Below are 16,202 nucleotides of genomic sequence, written 5' to 3'. Positions count from 1 at the left end.
TCCCGCCGGCGAGGAGAACGCAAAATTGTATCAACTATACACAAGTCTTTTACTCGCGTATCGACTACTCGGCGGTGATAACCATGCCAGATTCGATGTCCGCCCAGCTCCAACAGGATATGGAGTGCGAGGGGCTACTCGAGTGTTTCCACGGGCTCAAGCAGTTGGACAGGGACTGCTTCGAGGTACTCGTGAACGAGACGAAGCCGCTCACGGTGGACGAAATCGCGGACGCCGTGGACCGCGAGCGCTCGACCGCGTACCGGTCCGTTCAGCGACTGCTCCAGACGGGGCTCCTCCAGAAAGAGCAGGTCAACTACGAACAGGGCGGGTACTACCACGTCTACTCGCCGACGGACCCCACGAAAATCACGAACGACATGCAGCGGATGCTCAACGACTGGTACGCGATGATGGGTCAACTCATCCAGGAGTTCGAGACCAAGTACGAGCGGTCCGAGACGACGTCCGCCGCCGAAGGATAGCGGAGCGTTCCCCCGGTGTCGCGTGACCCGGCCTCGGAAGACCTTCTGTGTATCTCGTTCTGAAACCGCGATACGTTCCCGCTCGGAGCGCTCGCGGCGTCGCGGTCGCGCTCAGTCCTCGGACCGGAGTTTCGTCCGTCGCGTCTCGTACTCCTCGTCCGTGAGTTCGCCGCGAGCGTAGGCCCGACGGAGTTCCTCCAGCGCCGGGTCGCCGGCCTCGCGTTCGTCGAGTAGCCGTCGGGCGAGGAGGTAACCCCCGCCGAGGACGAGGAGCGGGAAGGCGACCAGAACGCCGAGGCCGACACAGCCGTAGCCGGACGCGCCGTACGGGCCCATCATCCCGCCGTAGCCGCCGTACCGCATCATCCCCATGCCGCCGAATCCCAGCATCATCAGCGCGGGCCACAGGAGGAGGGCGGCGAGGACGACCAGAACGACGACCGTCAGACTGCGTCGGTCCGACGTCGCCATCGTCAGACGCCTCCCGTCGCTCCACCGATGACTCCGAGCGCACTGTCGGTCTCCGGACGTATTGTATAGTGAATTATGCACAATATCGTGTTCGAGAGTCGATATGGATTGTGTCGACCGGTCGCAGCGGAAACGGCCACGGAGAGACACCGATCCAGGCGACCCTGCATCGTGAGTGACTCCCGAAAGCTTTGGTTTCGAAGGTGTGAGCCCCGTCGCATCGGATGGTTCGATAGAATAATCCGCATAAGAGGGGAGCGCGTATCGAGAGACGGATGGCGACGACGATCGCCGTGGAAGGACTGTCGTGTGAACACCGCGAACGGGCCGTCGAAGCGGCCCTCCGCGGCGTCGACGGCGTCACCGCCGCGGCCGCCGACCGCGCCGGCGAGAGGGCGAACACGAGGGGGATGCAGACCCCGCGGCACTCGTCCGACCGGTCGAAGACGCCGGGTACGCCGCGCACGCGTAGCCCGGTCGACCGGAGGCGCCGAGTCGCGAACGAACGAATCGGGTCGCGAAATCGGTCCCGAGACGCGGTCGAAGAGCGTCGCGAGGGAACGAATCGGAGAGAACGGGGCGAGACGAACCCATGAACGACCATCCGAGTCAGAACGAGGCGAGACGGGAGACGAGCGATAGCGTCCGGTGCTGTCGAATCTGTCGGCTGGAGGCCGGCGCCGACGCGCGAGGGGACGGAGCGGCCGCGAGTCCCGACCCTCACGCCGGGCACGGAGGGCGCGAAGGGCGGCCGACCGCGGAAGACGTCCGCTCGGCCCGCGAACGCGGGAGCGAGCACGCGGGTGGTCACGCGGAGACGGGCGACCGGACGCACCGCACGGCGCCCGAGACGAACGGCGAACCGCCCGAAGAGGCGGTGGAGCACGGCGGAGGCGAACACGGAGAAGGCGAGCACGAGGGTCACGGGAGCGGCCACGATGGCCGCGGAGGCGGTCACGAGGGTCACGCGGCCCACACCGACCACACCGGCCACGAGCGGATGTTCCGGCGGCGGTTCTGGGTGTCGCTCGTCCTCTCGATTCCGGTCGTCTTCTTCAGCGAGTTCGTCCAGGACGTGTTCGGGTACGCCGCGCCGACGTTCCCCGGAAGCGCCTGGATTACGCCCGTGCTCTCCGTCGTCGTCTTCGCCTACGGCGGCGTCCCCTTCCTCTCGATGGCGCGAACGGAACTGACGAACCGCGAACCGGGGATGATGATGCTCATCTCTTTGGCCATCACGGTGGCGTTCGTCTACTCCGTCGCGAGCCTGTTTATCGAAGGCACGACGCCGTTCTTCTGGGAACTCGTCACGCTCATCGACATCATGCTCTTGGGCCACTGGATGGAGATGCGCTCGGTCAGGCAGGCGTCCGGCGCGCTGGACGAACTAGCAAAACTCATGCCCGACACCGCCGAGCGAGTGACGGAGAGCGGAGGGACGGAGGAGGTCCCCGTCTCGGACCTCGTTGTGGGTGACGTCGTCCTCGTCCGTCCGGGCGCCAGCGTCCCCGCCGACGGCGAAGTCGTCGAGGGGGAGTCGTCGGTCGACGAGTCGATGATAACGGGCGAATCGAAGCCCGTCGACAAGGAATCCGGGTCCGACGTCGTCGCCGGGACCGTGAATCAGGACGGCAGTCTCCGCGTCCGCGTAACGAAGACCGGTGAGGAGACGACGCTCGCGGGAATCATGCGCCTCGTCGACGAGGCGCAGAAGTCGAAGTCCCGCACTCAACTGCTGGCAGACCGGGCGGCGGGATGGCTGTTCTACGTCGCCCTCGGCGTCGCCGCTCTCACGGCCGTAGCGTGGGTTGCCGTCGAGGGGTTCGAAGTCGCCGTCCTCGAACGGGTCGTCACCGTCCTCGTCATCGCCTGCCCGCACGCGCTCGGCCTCGCCGTCCCTCTGGTCGTCGCCATCAACACCTCTACCGCCGCGCGGAACGGGATGCTGATTCGGGACCGCATCGCCATGGAGGAGGCCCGGAACCTCGATACGGTGATGTTCGACAAGACCGGGACGCTCACGAAGGGCGAACAGGGCGTCGTCGGGGTCCGCGTCGCGTCGGAGACGCGGCAGGAAGACGGTGAAGCCGTCGAGGCGGGCGACTGGGACGAGGAACGGGCGTTCGCGGTGGCCGCCGGCGTCGAGGGCGACTCCGAACACATGATCGCTCGCGCCGTCCGAGACGCCGCCGAGGAACGCGGCGTCCGACCGGCGCGGGTCTCGAACTTCGAGAACCTCCGCGGCCTCGGGGTGAAGGCGACCGTCGACGGGGAGCGGAGTGACCCGGGGGACGGCGAGACGGTTCACCTCGGCGGTCCTAACCTCGTCGAGAAACTCGGCGTCGAGCGGTCCGACGCGATGGTCTCGTTCGCAGCGGAGGCGGGCGCGAACGCGCAGACGGTCGTCTACCTGATTCGCGGCGAGAGCGAGGTCGCGGCCGCGTTCGCCCTCGCCGACGTCGTTCGCGAGGAGAGCAGACGGACCGTCGAGGCCCTGCACGAGATGGGCATCGAGGTGGCGATGCTGACCGGCGACTCCGAGGACGTCGCGAGGGCCGTCGCCGAGGAACTCGGCATCGACCAGTACTTCGCCGAAGTCCTCCCCGAGGAGAAGGACACGACGGTCGAACGGCTCCAATCGGAGGGGAGACTGGTCGCGATGGTCGGCGACGGCGTCAACGACGCGCCGGCGCTGACCCGCGCGGACGTCGGCATCGCCATCGGGTCGGGGACGGACGTCGCCATCGAGTCGGGCGACATCGTCCTCGTCGAGAACAACCCGCTCGACGTCGTTCGACTGATCAAACTCTCGAAAGCCAGCTACCGGAAGATGCAGGAGAACCTCGTCTGGGCGACGGGGTACAACGTGTTCGCGCTTCCCCTCGCCGCGGGGGTGCTGGCTCCCGTCGGCGTCCTCCTGTCGCCCGCCGTCGGTGCGGTGTTCATGTCGCTGTCGACGGTCATCGTCGCGATCAACGCCCGAGGGCTCAAACGGGTCGACCTCTCGACCTGACATCCTCCCGCGCCGACGCGCGAGGTACACACTTACATTTCGCGCCGGGAAGGTGCTCGCCGTCTCCGTGCCGTCGGTCGACGCCTCCGAACGCGACGGGGGAAACCTACCGTCGGGGTTGACTGTTTTATCCTCCGACCACGAATAATATTTAGCCTGTTTTCAAACGGTCAAAAACTTTTACTCGGTTGCGTATTGTATTATGAGCGATGGAAGACGACAGCGAAGCGAGAGACGCGACTCGCCGTTCGTTCCTGAAAGGCGTCGGTTCGCTCGGCGTCGCCGCTACCACCGGCCTCGCCGCCGGGTCGGGGTCGGCCGCCGCCTCGCTCGGCTACCCGGACGCCGCGGACTGGACGCGCGAGCAGGCCGAACAGATAGAGCGGACGGACGACACGACCGCACCGCTCATCGACGACTCCGTCGAGCAACTCTCCGAGGAGCAGTACGTCTGGGACACGTGGCCGCTCCGAAACCGCGACGGGTCGCTCGCGAAGGTGAACGGTTACCAGGTCATCTTCTCGCTGACCGCGACGGACGACGTGGTACCGGGCGCCCGGCACAACCTCGCCAGCATCCGCTACTTCTACTCGCACAACGGCCACGACTGGCAACAGGGCGGCGAGGTGTTCGACGCGGACGCCGCCCTCGGCCACCACCAGTGGGCGGGGTCCGCGATGTACGACGAGGAGACGGGCGACGTCAACGTGTTCTACACCGCCGTCAGCGCGGCGCCGGAGTACCGCCAGCGACTCGCCGTCGGCACGGGGGCGTCCATCGAGACGTCGGGCGACGGCGTCGAGATAACCGACGGGTTCGACCACGACATCATCGCCGAAGCGGACGGCGAACTCTACCAGACGCTGGAGCAGTCGCGCGACCAAGGCATCATCTACGCCTTCCGCGACCCGTGGTTCTTCGAGGACCCGGAGACGGGAGCGGTGTACGCCCTGTTCGAGGGCAACACGCCCATCGAGAACCCCTCGGAGTACACCGACTGGAACGGCAACGTCGGCGTCGCGAAGGCGACCGGCGACGGATTGGACGAGTGGGAACTGCAGGAACCGCTCGTGGAGGCCATCACGGTCAACCAGCAACTCGAACGGCCGCACGTCGTCGTGAACGACGGGAACTACTACCTGTTCACCATCAGCCACAAGTTCACGTTCGCCCCCGGACTCACCGGTCCCGACGGTCTCTACGGCTTCGTCGCCGACTCGCTCGACGGCGACTACGAACCGCTGAACGAGGGCGGACTCGTCGTCTCGAACCCCGAGTCTGCGCCGTTCCAGACGTACTCGTGGCTCGCGCTCCCGATGGGCGACGACCTCGCGGTCACCAGCTTCTACAACTTCCGCGAGACGGATTCGTTGCAGGACGTCGGGAGCCTCCCCCCGGAGGAGCAAAAACGGCTGTTCGGGGGGACGCTCGCACCGAGCCTCCAGGTCCGGATAGACGGCGCGGAGACCGAAATCGTGCGCGAGATGAAGGACGGCTACTTCTCGCCCGCCATCGGCGCCCAGCAACGGGGCAACGGTCGGGCCAAGCAGCACTGACTCGAATCCTCGCGCGAGGCGAGGACACACACGAGTAAAACAGGCGGTCGCGGAGGCGGGAGGGAATCACCGCTCCCGCCGGCGATGCTCGGGCGCCGGCACCGCGACCGTCAGGACGCGGGTCCTTCGTCGAGGTACGCGCGAAGGCCCACTCGCGCCGCGCGGCGCGATTCGAATCCGAACCCGACGGCAGTACAGTCCGCCGCGGGGCAGATCCACCCGTAGGTTTCCGACCGCTCGTCGACGAACACGTCGGTGTCGCCCCCGCACCGCGGGCAGGCGAACCCCCACAGGAACGCGCCGTCGATTCCGCGTGGTCTCTTGCTCATGAGATCCACCCTCATGGAAGGTCCCTAACCCCGAAAGAACAGTATCTAGACTCATAGCACCCCCGAAATCGCGACGCTATACAGTGAAAAATCGAACTGCGGGGCACCCCCTACGCTGCGGTAACGTTTAACACGCGGAGTCTCTAATTATCTGCCGTCAACGATGAGCGAACGGTCACCTTTCGTCTGTCGCGACTGCGGGAACCGTGTCTCGGCGGGGTCGTTCCGGTCGACCTGCCCCGACTGCGGCGGAGAGCTCGGTCCGTTCGACGGACCGACGAGAGTCACCGGTGACTGACGAGTCGGACCCGAGCGCCGGCGAGTCGCGAGGGAGTCCCGAGCGGATCAGGTCGCTGGCGGTGACGACCGAAGACGTGGTCACGGCGCTCGAAGCCAACGAGCGGCGCGGCCGGAACGCCGTCCTGCGCGTGACGCCGCCGTTCGCGGGGCGGATGCGCGCGCGTCTCCACCTCGCGGGCGCCGAGGGCGGGTACGACGACGACGCGCGGCCCGTCCACCTCCCGCCGGAGCGACTGGTCCGCGACGCCCCGTCCTTCCCGGCCGTCGACGAGACGGGCGACGAACTCCGCGCCTCCGAGGAACCCTACAGCCGCGAGCGACACCGCGAGCGTCACGCCGAGGCCGTCGAGGCGTGGCGACGGACCGTCCGCGACAGCCTGGAGGGGCGGGCGACGCTGGAGACGCCGTCGGGCGCCCACGACGTGGACGTGAACTACCTCGGGTGAGTCGCGCCGAGACGGGGCGCGACGGCGACGCGGGCGGACACGCGGCGCCGACGGACGGAGATAACGGGGACGAGCGACGGGACGACGGAAGCGCGACGGGCTTTTACATCGGGGGCGGGACGAAACGGGTATGAGTCGGACGAGCGACGACGGCTACCGGCGCGGCCGTCGGGCCGAAACGGAGGGGAGGCGACGGGTGGGGAGCGTCTACCGGAGGCTCCTGCTCGTCATCTGGACCATCGGAACCGTCATCGCCCTCGCCGTCTTCGGCGCGAACGTCAGCGGCGCCCTCGCCGTCGTCGTGGTGATGCACATCTTCTTCTCGGGCATCATCTGGGCGGACATCCGCGCGTTGCGGAAGCAGGGCGTCGAGTGGGGCCTCTCCCGACACCTCTGGTTCGCGTCGGCGCTGGTGTTCCCGTTCGTCACGCTCGTCTACTGCTGGTACGTCGGCCGCATCGTCCGACGGGAGAACGAGCGGCGCGGCCTCTCCGAGGACGAATCGCCGGACGACGGCGAGGAGGCGGCGGGCGACGGAGCGGAGACGGCGGGCGATAGAGCCGAGACGGCGAACGACGGGCCGCCGGGGCCGTCGGCGGAACGCGACCGGACAGGTTCGGAGTAGGGCGACGAACCGGCGGCCGCAGGGGTGGCACAGCGAGAGTGACGCGCCGATTCTCCCGAATGCCAGAAATGACGAATCGGAGATATTTCTCCGAACAACTTATTCTACTTGGGAAGAAAAGTCAGTTAACGATGACCTCCAGACGAGTCGTCGCCGCGGTGCTCGCGGTGGCGATGCTCACGACGACGTCCGGCTGTATCGGATTTCTGACCGGAGATGAAGCGCTGTCGTTCTCCGCCGACCCCGCGGTGGTGGACGAGTCGGCCGCCGAGAGCGCCGGGTATTCGACCGACGGTCCCCGCACCCTCTCGGTCAACCGGACGGTGTCCGCGGCCGGACAGGAGCGGGAAGTGGTCGCGGAGAACCAGGTGACCACGTACCGGAAGACGCTCGACTTGGGCATCTTCGAGGCCGACTTGGGCGTGTTCACCGTCGTCTCGACGCCCGCCGTCGAGATAGCCGGGCAGACGCTGAACCCCATCGGGGAGTTCTCGAACCGGCGACTCGTCTCCCTCGTGCAGGACCAGTACGAAGGGCTGAACGACGTGCAGGAGGTCAGTTCGCAGACGATAACGGTTCAGGGTCAACAGACGGAGGTGACGAAGTACTCCGGAACCGCGACCGTGCAGGGCCAAGAAGTCGACGTGTACGTCCACGTCACGAAGTACCGCGACGGCGATGACTTCGTCGTCGCCATCGGCGTCTACCCGCAGCGACTGGACGGCGAGGAGGCGAACGTGCTGTCGATGATGCGGGCCATCGAACACCCGGCCTGACGCGGGCGACCGAACAACGCTTTTCTCGTCGCCGCGGGACGTACCGCGCATGAACCGCGAACGGACCGCCGGAACCGTCCTGACCGGCCTCTCGCTTCTCGGCTACGGCGTCGGCGTCGTCGCCGCCTACCCGGGTCGCTCGGTCACCATCGTCGGCGTCATGGTCGGAGTGACGCTGGTCGCCGTCGGGACGGGCGGGGGCGGAGGCGGCGCGTGATAGACGCGCGAGTGTACGACGTGGGCGGCGTCGATACCCGCGAAGTCGACTCCGAGGCGGACCTCGAACGGGCGCGCGACGCGCCGGGGACGACGTGGATCCGCGTCAGCGCCGCGACGGACGCGGAGATAGAGGCCGTCTCGCGGGTGTTCGCCATCCACCCGCTGGAACTCGAAGACGTGCGGAACGGCGTGCGGCCGAAGACCGAGGAGTTCCCCGACCACACGTTCGTCCTCGTGAAGGCGGCGTCGCTCAGGCGGGGGGAGACGACGTTCGACGAGGAGGTGCGGACGAAGTCCGTCGGCCTGTTCGTCGGGGCGGATTGGGTGCTCACCCTCACCGTCGAGGACGCCGCCGTGCCGGCCGTCGAACGCGTCTGGCAGTCCGTCGAGAACCGGGAGGGCCGCATCCTCGTCAACGGCCCGGATTTCGCGGCCTACCGCGTCATCGACCGCGTCGTCGACGACTACTTCGCCCTCTTGGACGACGTCGAGGACACCATCGAGGAGATAGAGGAGGGAGTGCTCGACGGACCGAACGAGGAGGTGCTCGACGGCCTCAACGCCGTCCGGCGCGACCTGCTGTCGTTCCGGAAGGTGGTGTGGCCGACCCGCGAGGCCGTCTCGATACTCGCCCGCGGCGACGCCGCGCACGTCCGCGAACCGACCGAGAAGTACTACCGCGACGTGTACGACCACCTCGTCGAGGTGGTCGACCTGACCGAGACGTACCGCGATTTGGCTCGGGGCGCCCGCGACATCTACCTGAGCGTCGTCTCCCAGTCGACCAACGAGGTGATGCGGCGCCTCACCGTCGTGGCGACCATCTTCATCCCGTTGACGTTCGTCGTCGGCGTCTACGGGATGAACTTCTCCGGGGCGGGGAACATGCCCGAACTGACGTGGCCGTACGCCTACCCGGCGGTGATGGTCGGAATGACCCTCGTCACGGCCGTCCTCCTCCTCTACTTCGACCGCGAGGGGTGGCTCTGAGCCGCCGAAAGCCATATATTATTCGATACCATCCGAACAGTCGTTCACGATTCGTCCCGAAGCGCCCGAAATCTGTCCGTTCGTCGCCTCAGTACTGCGGTTTTCTGGGGTCTAAATTGGGGAAACATTTAAATACTTGTCGCGGTTACTAAGAGTAAGGACTCGGGCCGCCGGTCTCTCTCGATTCTCAGTTCTTCACCCGGTCGGCGACGGGTCCGCATCCCACCATGAGCGATACGACAATCAGAGAGTACGTCAGCACAGACCGACGGCGCGAGAGCGCCGACGAGACGGCGACGGAACGCGAGACGGAAGCGGAGACCGAGCGGCAGGTGTGTCCCGAGTGCGGCGGGTCGCTCGTCACCGACGAGGCCCGCGGCGAGACGGTCTGCGGCGACTGCGGCCTCGTCGTCGAGACGGACGCCGTCGACCGCGGCCCCGAGTGGCGCGCGTTCGACTCCTCGGAGCGCGACTCGAAGTCCCGCGTCGGCGCGCCGACGACCCGGATGATGCACGACAAGGGGCTGTCGACCAACATCGGCTGGCAGAACAAGGACGCCTACGGCAACTCGCTGTCGGCGCGCCAGCGAGAGCAGATGCAGCGGCTCCGCACGTGGAACGAGCGGTTCAGAACGAGGAACTCGAAGGAGCGCAACCTCAAGCAGGCGCTCGGCGAGATAGACCGCATGGCTTCCGCGCTCGGCCTGCCCGAGAACGTCCGCGAGACGGCCTCGGTCATCTACCGCCGCGCGCTTGACGACGACCTGCTTCCGGGACGGTCCATCGAGGGCGTCGCCACGGCGTCGCTGTACGCCGCCGCGCGACAGGCCGGAACGCCCCGGTCGCTCGACGAGTTGAAGACGGTCTCCCGCGTCGACAAGATGGAACTCACCCGGACGTACCGATACATCGTCCGCGAACTGAAGCTCGAAATCGAGCCCGCCGACCCCGAGCAGTACGTCCCGCGGTTCGCCTCCGAACTCGACCTCTCCGACGAGGCCGAGCGGCAGGCCCACACGCTGCTCCGAGGGGCGAAGGAGGCCGGCATCCACTCGGGCAAATCGCCCGTCGGCCTCGCCGCCGCGGCCGTCTACGCGGCCGCGCTGCTCACCAACGAGAAGGTGACGCAGAGCCAGGTGAGCGAGGTGGCGAGCATCTCCGAAGTCACCATCCGGAACCGGTACAAAGAGCTGCTCGAAGTGGATGATGCGGGCCTGTTCGCCTGATCACGCGGCCGCATTTTTTCGCACGACTCGGCGGCGGACGGCGCCGACGAACCCGACGCGGAACGCGAGTTTTCGACGCGGAAACCTTTATTCCTGCACCGCGAGTCAATGGCAACCATGGTCGAAGCGTTTGTTCGATTGCTGTGCCCCGAGTGCGGGAAGGACTGGGAAGCGAACCCGTCCGAACTCCCCGGCACCAAGAAGAACTACACGTGCTCGTCGTGCGGCGCGACCCGCCGCCTCGCCGAGTTCATGCGAACCGAACGCGACCTCCAGACGGTGAGACAGTTCGAGTAGCGCGGGGTCGGACGCCCCGGCGACGGACGACGGAACCCCTTTCTACAGGTCCGGAACCGCCGAGAGCGCCCCGCAGGCGTCGCACTTCAGCACCGTCGTCCCCTGCTCGGTGACGAGGCGCGTGTCCGGCGAGTCGCACTCGGAACAGCGGACGTAGTCGTCGACGTACTCGTCGAGTGCGACCTGCAGGCGCCGGTCGTTGAAGTTCCCGGTGAGACGGAGGCGGCCCTTGGAGTCTATCTCCGCGCTCGTCCCGAGTTCGGTCTGTATCGCCTTCATCAGGTGCGAGGGGTCGCGCGCGAGTCGGTCGCACGTCTCGTCGAAGTTCTCGTACACCGTCGCGTTCCCCTCCGAACGAATCCGCGGGTCGGGGACCCGAAAGCGGTCGCTCCTGTCGGCGACGTCGGGCGACTGTTCGAGCGCTCTGTCGAGTTGGTCCTCGTAGCCCATGGGGGAAAGAAGGGAACGCGGCGTCTAAAACGTTCAGGAGAGCGGCGCGTCCCGCACGGCGCGTCCGCGAACCGTCAGCCCTTAGGCCGCGAGCGGCGAACGGTCTCTGCGAACGACTGTATTCGAACGCGATGAGACCGCGCACGCGGCCGAACTGTCATCATCTAACGTATTGAAATCGGCCTTCAGACGGTATTTTCCGGCCGTTTAGGGAGGGTGTGCTAACGAGGGTCAAGATAGTAATATAATCCTCCAGTCTCAAGTGGGGTTTGCTCATGAAGAAGCAGGAACTCATCCACCTGCACGGCCTGCTCGCAGAGGTACACACAGAAATCGAGGAGCGAGAAGACAGCGATATCCCGCTCACAGCGTACAACGAACTCGGCGTCCGACCGACGTCGATTCACAAGTCCAAGACCGACCACAAGGCCGCTGTTTTCAAACTCGTGAAAGGAATCACCTCGTCGATGGACGAACCCGAGCAAGAAGCCGTCGCACCGCACGCGGACTGAAACGCCCACAGAACAGCGACTCCTCCGACCACCCCGACCGCCGAGTCACATCTCTCCTCGGCGCCGAGCGGAGACGGAGCGACGCGAAGAACGGGCTTCGGTCGCGAGACTGACGGCGGGAGAGCGGTCGAAGTCCGAAACGGACTCCCTCAGCCGTCGTCCATCAGGTCGTCGAACTCCGGGATGAGGTCGTCGTCCGCGTCCGCGTCTGCGTTCCCGCCTCCGTTCCCGTTCGCCTCCTCGGCCTCCTCTTCCTCCTCGTCGGGGAGGACGTCGACGCGGAGCACCTTCAGCGGGACGCTCTCCAGTCGCTGACCGATCTCTTTGCGCGCGATGCGCGCGGCGTGTTCCTCCCGTTCGACGTTGAACACGGTCATCTCCAGTTCGAGGGCGACGAGGGCCTCGTCGGCGGCGACGAACGCCGGGACGAGTTCCTCGCCGGCGGGCGACGTGCGCGACCCCATGCTGATCTCGACGTAGTTGAGGTCCGGGTTCAGCAGTTCGCCGGTCTTCGCGATGGCGATGCGGATGGCCTCGTCCTCCGTCTCGACGTCGTACACGGGAACCGCGGCCTCGACGACGACCCTGCAGTCCATAGTCGACCTTACGTCGGGCGCCGCATGAAGGTTGGCCCGGACGCTCGCATCTCGTCGGAGCCGAACCCCCGTCTCCGGCGCGAGCGACCCCGTATTCCGGTGAATCGGGTACCGGCGGTATCCCGCGGTCGTCAGAACCGAGGTCGGTCCGGCGACCGCCGGTCGGATTCCGGGACGGTCACTCCCCGCCGGCGCGGAGATAGTAGAACAGGTACGTCTGAGCGTATCCGGCGTACGTTCCGCCGAGTCGGTCGCGGATGGCCCGGGAGGTGGCGGCGTACGACCCCTTCTCGCAGTCGGGGTAGTGCTCTTCGATGGCGGAGCGAATCCACGTGTCGAGGGGGACCGCTTCGAGGTAGCCCAAGGAGAACAAGAGCACGCAGTCGGACACCTTGTCGCCGACGCCGACGAACCGCGTCAGCGACTCGCGGGCCTCCTCGTAGGGGAGTCCCGCGGCCTCGTCGGGGTGAGCCTCACCGTCGGCGACCATCTCGGCCGTCCGCCGGACGTACGGCGCGCGGTAGCCCAGCGACAGGTCGCGGAGTTCCTCCTCCGTCCGCGCGGCCAACCGTTCGGGCGTCGGGAACGCGTGGAACGTCTCGCCGTCGACGGCGACCGTCTCGCCGTACTCGCGGGCGAGTCGCATCTGCATCCCGTGGATGCGGGAGACGCGCATCTGCGCCGAGCAGATGAACGACACGAGGCAGGGAAACGCCGGGTCGCGCACGAGGCGCATCCCCTCGTAGGCGTCGTAGGCGCGGTCGAGCAGTGAATCGTCGGGCGTCCCCCCGAGTATCGCGTCCAAGTCGTCGTCGAGGCGGAGGAGGTGGGTGAGAACCGGCACCGCGTCCCCCGTCGCCTCCCACTCCAGACGCCCCTCGCGTTCGTCGCCGGTCTGCCGGACCCGGACGACGAGGGACTCCTCGGAGACGCCCGGAATCGGGGGCACGACCGTTTCGTACCACGCGTCGCCGCCGTGCACGCTCATCGTCTCGTACATCCGGCCGTCCGCGCGGTCCCAGAGGTAGGACTGCCCGCTCTCCAGCGTCGCCTGCAGGTCGAACGCGCCGTCGAGGTCCGACAGGGGAATCGCCCCGGTTTCGAACTCCATCGTCTCGGGTCAGGGAGGCGGCGGGTATCGGGGTTTCGATGCGCCGGCGCTCTCCGATTCGAGGCGCCTCAGCGGTTGCGGCCGACGGGGAACTGCACCCGTTCGGGTTCCTCGTTGAACCGCGCGAGCACCCGTTCGTAGATGGCGTTGCGGTTCCGGGTGACGCGCCGCGGAAGCGAGAGGAAGCGCAGGCGGAGTTCGACCCACGACTCCCGCTGAACGACGTTCACGGTCGGCCGGTCGTGCACGTCGAGGACGACGGCCGTCTCGTCGAGTCGTTCGCGGTACGAGCGCACGGCCGCGGCCATCTCGTCGCCGAGGTGGTCGTCGGCCGCCTCGACCATGACGGCGCGGGCGAACGCGAGGTCCGTCTCGTAGGCCACCTGCACGGTCACCTCCGCCCAGACGTGACTGAACAGCGCCGAGTCGTTCGTCACCTGCGAGGAGAGCACCTGCGCGTTCGGGACGGTGACGACGCGTCCGGAGGGTTGCCCCGTCGAGACGAGCGGTCCCTGCACCTCCCACAGCGTCGTGGCGAGGAAGCCCACGTCGACCACGTCGCCCCGCGTCCCGCCGATTTCGACGCGGTCGCCCACGGAGAACGGCCGCTTGAGCATCACGTAGAACCACGCGATGAGCGACAGCAGGGGCTGCTGGAGGGCGAACGTGATTGCGAACCCCACGACGCCCAAGGAGAGCAGGACGCCCACCCACTGGTCGGTGACGACGCCGAGGACGGCGACGAGACCCACCGCGCCGAAGAGGAGTCGGAGGACGTTCCGCGCGTCGTGCGACCGGCGCTTGTTGTCGAACCGGGCGGCGACGGCGTGGAGGACCACGAGGTACGCCCCGAACGCGGCCGACACGATGGCGACGGCGGTCAGCGCCCGCGAGACGACGAACGTGAGGGGGACGTCGCCGACGGCGGCGTCGCCGAACAGCGAGAACGCGGAGACGACGCTGGCGGCGACGAGGAGGGCGGGCGCGAGCAGCAGTGAGAGGTAACCGAGGCGGCGGCGCGGCACGCGTCGTCGTCTCCGCGGGACGGCGAAAAACTACCGGAGGGCGGCTTTACCTCCTCCGGCGTCGAAGCGCCCGTATGCGAACCGCCTTCGTCGCCTTCGACGAGATGACCGCCCTCGACTTCGTCGGGGCGTTCGACCCGCTGACCCGCCTCGACACGATGGACCTCGCGCCGTTCCCGTTCGAATGGGACGTCTGCGCCCCCACGGAGACGGTGACGGCGACGGCGGGTCTCCGTTTCGAGGCCGACAGGGTCGGCGAACCCTTGGACGGGTACGACCTGGTGGTCGTCCCGGGGGGCGCGGGCACCCGAACCCTGCAGGCGGACAAGCACTTCCTCGCGTGGCTCGAAACCGCCGATGCGGACCTGTTGGCGTCGGTCTGCACCGGGTCGCTGCTGCTCGGCGCGGCGGGGTTCCTGGAGGAGAAGACGGCGACGACGCACCCCGGGGCGACGGAGGAACTCGCGGCGTACTGCGAGGTGTCGTCGGACCGCGTCGTCGACGAGGGCGACGTGGTGACCGCCCGCGGCGTCACCTCGGCGCTGGACCTCGGTCTGTACCTCGTCGAGCGACTGACCGACGCCGAGACGCGGGCGGCGGTCGCAGAACAGATGGATTATCCGAACGGAGAGGAGGGCGGTCGCTCGGCGCTCTAACTCGGCGTCGCGTCGCCGCGGTCGGACGGGTCCCGGTCGTCCCCCGCGTCCAGCGGGTCCTCCAGGTCGCCCATCACGGCCTCCAGCGCGTCCGTCGCGGTGATGAGTCCGATGGCGTCGCCGTCGGCGAACACGACCGCGAGTTCCTGTCGTTCGGCTTGGAAGCGGTCTATCGCGTCGCTGACGGTCGTCTCCGCCGATATCGTCATCGGCGGCGCGGCGATTTCGGCGAACGTCACGTCGCCGGACCGCAGGTCGTCGATGCGGTCGACGACGCTCGGGACGTAGACGACGCCCTCGACCGAGCCGAGGTTGCCGTCGACGAGTGGATACCGGGTGTGCGGCGTGTCGGAGACGCGACGGAGGTTCTCCTCGGGCGAGGCGTCCATCGAGAGGTAGACGGCGTCCGCGGCGTCGACCATCACGTCTCGAATCTGAATCTCCCCCGCCTCCAAGGCGTTCAGCACCTCCTCGTGTCGCTCGCCGGATATCTCGCCGCGGTCCAGGAGCGAACTCATCCGATTGTGGAGTTGCGCGCGCGTCTCGATGACGTCCTCCTCGGTTTCGAGCCACGCGCCCGTCATCTCGATGCCGAACAGTTTGAGCGTCCACTTCGCCACCGCGTCGCCCAGCGTGATGAGCGGCGAGATGACGACGTAGAACCAGTACAGCGGTGCCGCGCCGTACCGGCACACCGTCCGGGAGCGCTCGACGCCGAGGTACGTCGGCGCCTGTTCGCCGTGGGTGAGGTGGACGAGGTTGATGATACCGTACGCGAGTATCGCGCCCGCGCCGACCGTGGCGAGCGCCGTGCCGCCGAACAGCGGTTCGAACAGGGCCGCGAGCGCGGGTTCCGCGACGATACCGACCGCGATACTCGACGCGGTGATGCCGACCTGACAGGTGGTCAAGTAGAGTTCGAGGTCCTGCGTCATCGACCACGCGCGTTCGAGTCGCGAGTCGTCGCCGACGAACTCGTCCTCGGTGAACTGCCGGGCGCGCGTCAGCGCGAACTCGATAGCGACGAAGAAGCCGTTCGCGAGAATGAGCGCGACGCCCGCGAGAAGACGGAGACTGATGACTGTTGCGTTCATCTGGTAGTGGCTCTCGGTTCCCGGG

Annotated in this window: 22 protein-coding genes; 15 read left to right on the top strand and 7 right to left on the bottom strand. The window is 67.3% G+C overall.

All coding sequences use genetic code 11. The features are described 5' to 3' along the window. Window positions 1–83: 83 nt before the first annotated feature. Complete coding sequence (locus NDI79_RS00315) at window positions 84–485, top strand: helix-turn-helix domain-containing protein (RefSeq protein WP_310926456.1); 402 nt, start codon at window positions 84–86, stop codon at window positions 483–485. A 111-nt stretch (window positions 486–596) separates the two neighbouring features. Here the strand turns inward: NDI79_RS00315 and NDI79_RS00310 are convergent, their stop codons facing one another. After that, window positions 597–956, bottom strand: coding sequence for an SHOCT domain-containing protein (locus NDI79_RS00310; RefSeq protein WP_310926455.1), 360 nt, complete (start codon window positions 954–956; stop codon window positions 597–599). Between the two features lie 275 nt (window positions 957–1,231). Between NDI79_RS00310 and NDI79_RS23550 the strand changes: the two genes are divergently transcribed. The 3 genes from NDI79_RS23550 (at window position 1,232) to NDI79_RS00295 (ending at window position 5,525) form a co-directional block, all read left to right on the top strand. Then, window positions 1,232–1,552, top strand: coding sequence for a heavy-metal-associated domain-containing protein (locus NDI79_RS23550; protein WP_425499559.1), 321 nt, complete (start codon window positions 1,232–1,234; stop codon window positions 1,550–1,552). Beyond that, window positions 1,549–3,969, top strand: a complete 2,421-nt coding sequence (locus NDI79_RS00300) for a heavy metal translocating P-type ATPase (RefSeq protein ID WP_425499558.1) — start codon at window positions 1,549–1,551, stop codon at window positions 3,967–3,969. The genes NDI79_RS23550 and NDI79_RS00300 overlap by 4 nt, the downstream gene beginning before the upstream one ends. Before the next feature lie 209 nt (window positions 3,970–4,178). After that, complete coding sequence (locus NDI79_RS00295; protein ID WP_310926454.1) at window positions 4,179–5,525, top strand: glycoside hydrolase family 68 protein; 1,347 nt, start codon at window positions 4,179–4,181, stop codon at window positions 5,523–5,525. A 110-nt stretch (window positions 5,526–5,635) separates the two neighbouring features. On the opposite strand, the gene NDI79_RS00290 is transcribed toward NDI79_RS00295, so the two are convergent. Further along, window positions 5,636–5,854 (bottom strand): hypothetical protein, encoded by a 219-nt coding sequence (locus tag NDI79_RS00290; RefSeq protein WP_310926453.1) that lies wholly within the window; start codon window positions 5,852–5,854, stop codon window positions 5,636–5,638. A gap of 163 nt (window positions 5,855–6,017) precedes the next feature. Here NDI79_RS00290 and NDI79_RS23545 point away from each other — a divergent pair, with 163 nt between their 5' ends. The 9 genes from NDI79_RS23545 (at window position 6,018) to NDI79_RS00250 (ending at window position 10,733) form a co-directional block, all read left to right on the top strand. Continuing rightward, a complete protein-coding gene (locus NDI79_RS23545; protein WP_425499557.1) occupies window positions 6,018–6,152 on the top strand; it encodes a rubrerythrin-like domain-containing protein in 135 nt (44 codons plus the stop codon). Next, the gene (locus NDI79_RS00285; RefSeq protein WP_310926452.1) at window positions 6,145–6,600 is read left to right on the top strand and encodes a DUF8009 family protein; all 456 of its coding nucleotides are present in this window, start codon (window positions 6,145–6,147) and stop codon (window positions 6,598–6,600) included. The genes NDI79_RS23545 and NDI79_RS00285 overlap by 8 nt, the downstream gene beginning before the upstream one ends. Next, complete coding sequence (locus tag NDI79_RS00280; RefSeq protein WP_310926451.1) at window positions 6,597–6,734, top strand: hypothetical protein; 138 nt, start codon at window positions 6,597–6,599, stop codon at window positions 6,732–6,734. Before NDI79_RS00285 ends, NDI79_RS00280 begins: the two co-directional genes overlap by 4 nt. Next, on the top strand, window positions 6,731–7,225 hold the full coding sequence (locus NDI79_RS00275) for a glutathione S-transferase family protein (protein WP_310926450.1): 495 nt from the start codon (window positions 6,731–6,733) through the stop codon (window positions 7,223–7,225). Before NDI79_RS00280 ends, NDI79_RS00275 begins: the two co-directional genes overlap by 4 nt. Before the next feature lie 131 nt (window positions 7,226–7,356). Next, window positions 7,357–8,001: a DUF6517 family protein gene (locus NDI79_RS00270; protein ID WP_310926449.1), complete on the top strand. Its 645-nt coding sequence runs from the start codon at window positions 7,357–7,359 to the stop codon at window positions 7,999–8,001. Window positions 8,002–8,050: 49 nt separating this feature from the next. After that, window positions 8,051–8,218: a hypothetical protein gene (locus NDI79_RS00265; RefSeq protein ID WP_310926448.1), complete on the top strand. Its 168-nt coding sequence runs from the start codon at window positions 8,051–8,053 to the stop codon at window positions 8,216–8,218. Next, window positions 8,215–9,210: a magnesium/cobalt transporter CorA gene (gene corA, locus NDI79_RS00260; RefSeq protein ID WP_425499556.1), complete on the top strand. Its 996-nt coding sequence runs from the start codon at window positions 8,215–8,217 to the stop codon at window positions 9,208–9,210. The genes NDI79_RS00265 and corA overlap by 4 nt, the downstream gene beginning before the upstream one ends. Window positions 9,211–9,437: 227 nt before the next feature. Continuing rightward, on the top strand, window positions 9,438–10,436 hold the full coding sequence (locus tag NDI79_RS00255; protein WP_310926447.1) for a transcription initiation factor IIB: 999 nt from the start codon (window positions 9,438–9,440) through the stop codon (window positions 10,434–10,436). Between the two features lie 117 nt (window positions 10,437–10,553). Then, on the top strand, window positions 10,554–10,733 hold the full coding sequence (locus NDI79_RS00250) for a DUF7836 family putative zinc-binding protein (RefSeq protein ID WP_310926446.1): 180 nt from the start codon (window positions 10,554–10,556) through the stop codon (window positions 10,731–10,733). A 42-nt stretch (window positions 10,734–10,775) separates the two neighbouring features. On the opposite strand, the gene NDI79_RS00245 is transcribed toward NDI79_RS00250, so the two are convergent. Beyond that, entirely contained in the window at window positions 10,776–11,183 is a 408-nt protein-coding gene (locus tag NDI79_RS00245; protein WP_310926445.1) for a translation initiation factor IF-2 subunit beta, read from the bottom strand. 275 nt (window positions 11,184–11,458) lie between these two features. On the opposite strand from NDI79_RS00245, the gene NDI79_RS00240 reads away from it, so the two are divergent. Next, complete coding sequence (locus NDI79_RS00240; protein ID WP_310923795.1) at window positions 11,459–11,695, top strand: UPF0058 family protein; 237 nt, start codon at window positions 11,459–11,461, stop codon at window positions 11,693–11,695. A 149-nt stretch (window positions 11,696–11,844) separates the two neighbouring features. Here NDI79_RS00240 and NDI79_RS00235 read toward each other — a convergent pair whose 3' ends face one another. From NDI79_RS00235 to NDI79_RS00225, 3 genes are all read right to left on the bottom strand, one after another. After that, on the bottom strand, window positions 11,845–12,291 hold the full coding sequence (locus NDI79_RS00235) for a DUF555 domain-containing protein (protein ID WP_310926444.1): 447 nt from the start codon (window positions 12,289–12,291) through the stop codon (window positions 11,845–11,847). Between the two features lie 178 nt (window positions 12,292–12,469). Next, window positions 12,470–13,402 (bottom strand): DNA-3-methyladenine glycosylase family protein, encoded by a 933-nt coding sequence (locus NDI79_RS00230; protein WP_310926443.1) that lies wholly within the window; start codon window positions 13,400–13,402, stop codon window positions 12,470–12,472. Window positions 13,403–13,470: 68 nt separating this feature from the next. Further along, on the bottom strand, window positions 13,471–14,427 hold the full coding sequence (locus NDI79_RS00225; protein ID WP_425499555.1) for a mechanosensitive ion channel family protein: 957 nt from the start codon (window positions 14,425–14,427) through the stop codon (window positions 13,471–13,473). 74 nt (window positions 14,428–14,501) lie between these two features. On the opposite strand from NDI79_RS00225, the gene NDI79_RS00220 reads away from it, so the two are divergent. Beyond that, entirely contained in the window at window positions 14,502–15,083 is a 582-nt protein-coding gene (locus NDI79_RS00220; protein ID WP_310926442.1) for a DJ-1/PfpI family protein, read from the top strand. Here NDI79_RS00220 and NDI79_RS00215 read toward each other — a convergent pair. Next, a complete protein-coding gene (locus NDI79_RS00215; protein WP_310926441.1) occupies window positions 15,080–16,177 on the bottom strand; it encodes a CNNM domain-containing protein in 1,098 nt (365 codons plus the stop codon). The two genes, NDI79_RS00220 and NDI79_RS00215, sit on opposite strands and share 4 nt — an antisense overlap. Window positions 16,178–16,202 lie beyond the last annotated feature (25 nt).

It is taken from the genome of Halogeometricum sp. S3BR5-2, from assembly GCF_031624635.1.
GTDB classification, from domain to species: Archaea; Halobacteriota; Halobacteria; order Halobacteriales; family Haloferacaceae; genus Halogeometricum; species Halogeometricum luteum.
The sequence above is the reverse complement of the archived record's forward strand: the minus strand, read 5'-3'. Positions and strand labels throughout refer to the sequence as shown.

Excerpts from the sequence above, each read along its gene's own strand:
- NDI79_RS00220 (WP_310926442.1), top strand. The coding sequence starts at position 14,502 with ATGCGAACCGCCTTCGTCGCCTTCGACGAGATGACCGCCCTCGACTTC.
- NDI79_RS00250 (WP_310926446.1), top strand. The coding sequence starts at position 10,554 with ATGGTCGAAGCGTTTGTTCGATTGCTGTGCCCCGAGTGCGGGAAGGAC.
- NDI79_RS00265 (WP_310926448.1), top strand. The coding sequence starts at position 8,051 with ATGAACCGCGAACGGACCGCCGGAACCGTCCTGACCGGCCTCTCGCTT.
- NDI79_RS00230 (WP_310926443.1), bottom strand. The coding sequence starts at position 13,402 with ATGGAGTTCGAAACCGGGGCGATTCCCCTGTCGGACCTCGACGGCGCG.
- NDI79_RS00270 (WP_310926449.1), top strand. The coding sequence starts at position 7,357 with ATGACCTCCAGACGAGTCGTCGCCGCGGTGCTCGCGGTGGCGATGCTC.
- NDI79_RS00275 (WP_310926450.1), top strand. The coding sequence starts at position 6,731 with ATGAGTCGGACGAGCGACGACGGCTACCGGCGCGGCCGTCGGGCCGAA.
- NDI79_RS00290 (WP_310926453.1), bottom strand. The coding sequence starts at position 5,854 with ATGAGCAAGAGACCACGCGGAATCGACGGCGCGTTCCTGTGGGGGTTC.
- NDI79_RS00315 (WP_310926456.1), top strand. The coding sequence starts at position 84 with ATGCCAGATTCGATGTCCGCCCAGCTCCAACAGGATATGGAGTGCGAG.
- NDI79_RS00295 (WP_310926454.1), top strand. The coding sequence starts at position 4,179 with ATGGAAGACGACAGCGAAGCGAGAGACGCGACTCGCCGTTCGTTCCTG.
- NDI79_RS00240 (WP_310923795.1), top strand. The coding sequence starts at position 11,459 with ATGAAGAAGCAGGAACTCATCCACCTGCACGGCCTGCTCGCAGAGGTA.
- NDI79_RS00255 (WP_310926447.1), top strand. The coding sequence starts at position 9,438 with ATGAGCGATACGACAATCAGAGAGTACGTCAGCACAGACCGACGGCGC.
- NDI79_RS00215 (WP_310926441.1), bottom strand. The coding sequence starts at position 16,177 with ATGAACGCAACAGTCATCAGTCTCCGTCTTCTCGCGGGCGTCGCGCTC.
- NDI79_RS23550 (WP_425499559.1), top strand. The coding sequence starts at position 1,232 with ATGGCGACGACGATCGCCGTGGAAGGACTGTCGTGTGAACACCGCGAA.
- NDI79_RS00300 (WP_425499558.1), top strand. The coding sequence starts at position 1,549 with ATGAACGACCATCCGAGTCAGAACGAGGCGAGACGGGAGACGAGCGAT.
- NDI79_RS00245 (WP_310926445.1), bottom strand. The coding sequence starts at position 11,183 with ATGGGCTACGAGGACCAACTCGACAGAGCGCTCGAACAGTCGCCCGAC.
- NDI79_RS00310 (WP_310926455.1), bottom strand. The coding sequence starts at position 956 with ATGGCGACGTCGGACCGACGCAGTCTGACGGTCGTCGTTCTGGTCGTC.
- NDI79_RS23545 (WP_425499557.1), top strand. The coding sequence starts at position 6,018 with ATGAGCGAACGGTCACCTTTCGTCTGTCGCGACTGCGGGAACCGTGTC.
- NDI79_RS00235 (WP_310926444.1), bottom strand. The coding sequence starts at position 12,291 with ATGGACTGCAGGGTCGTCGTCGAGGCCGCGGTTCCCGTGTACGACGTC.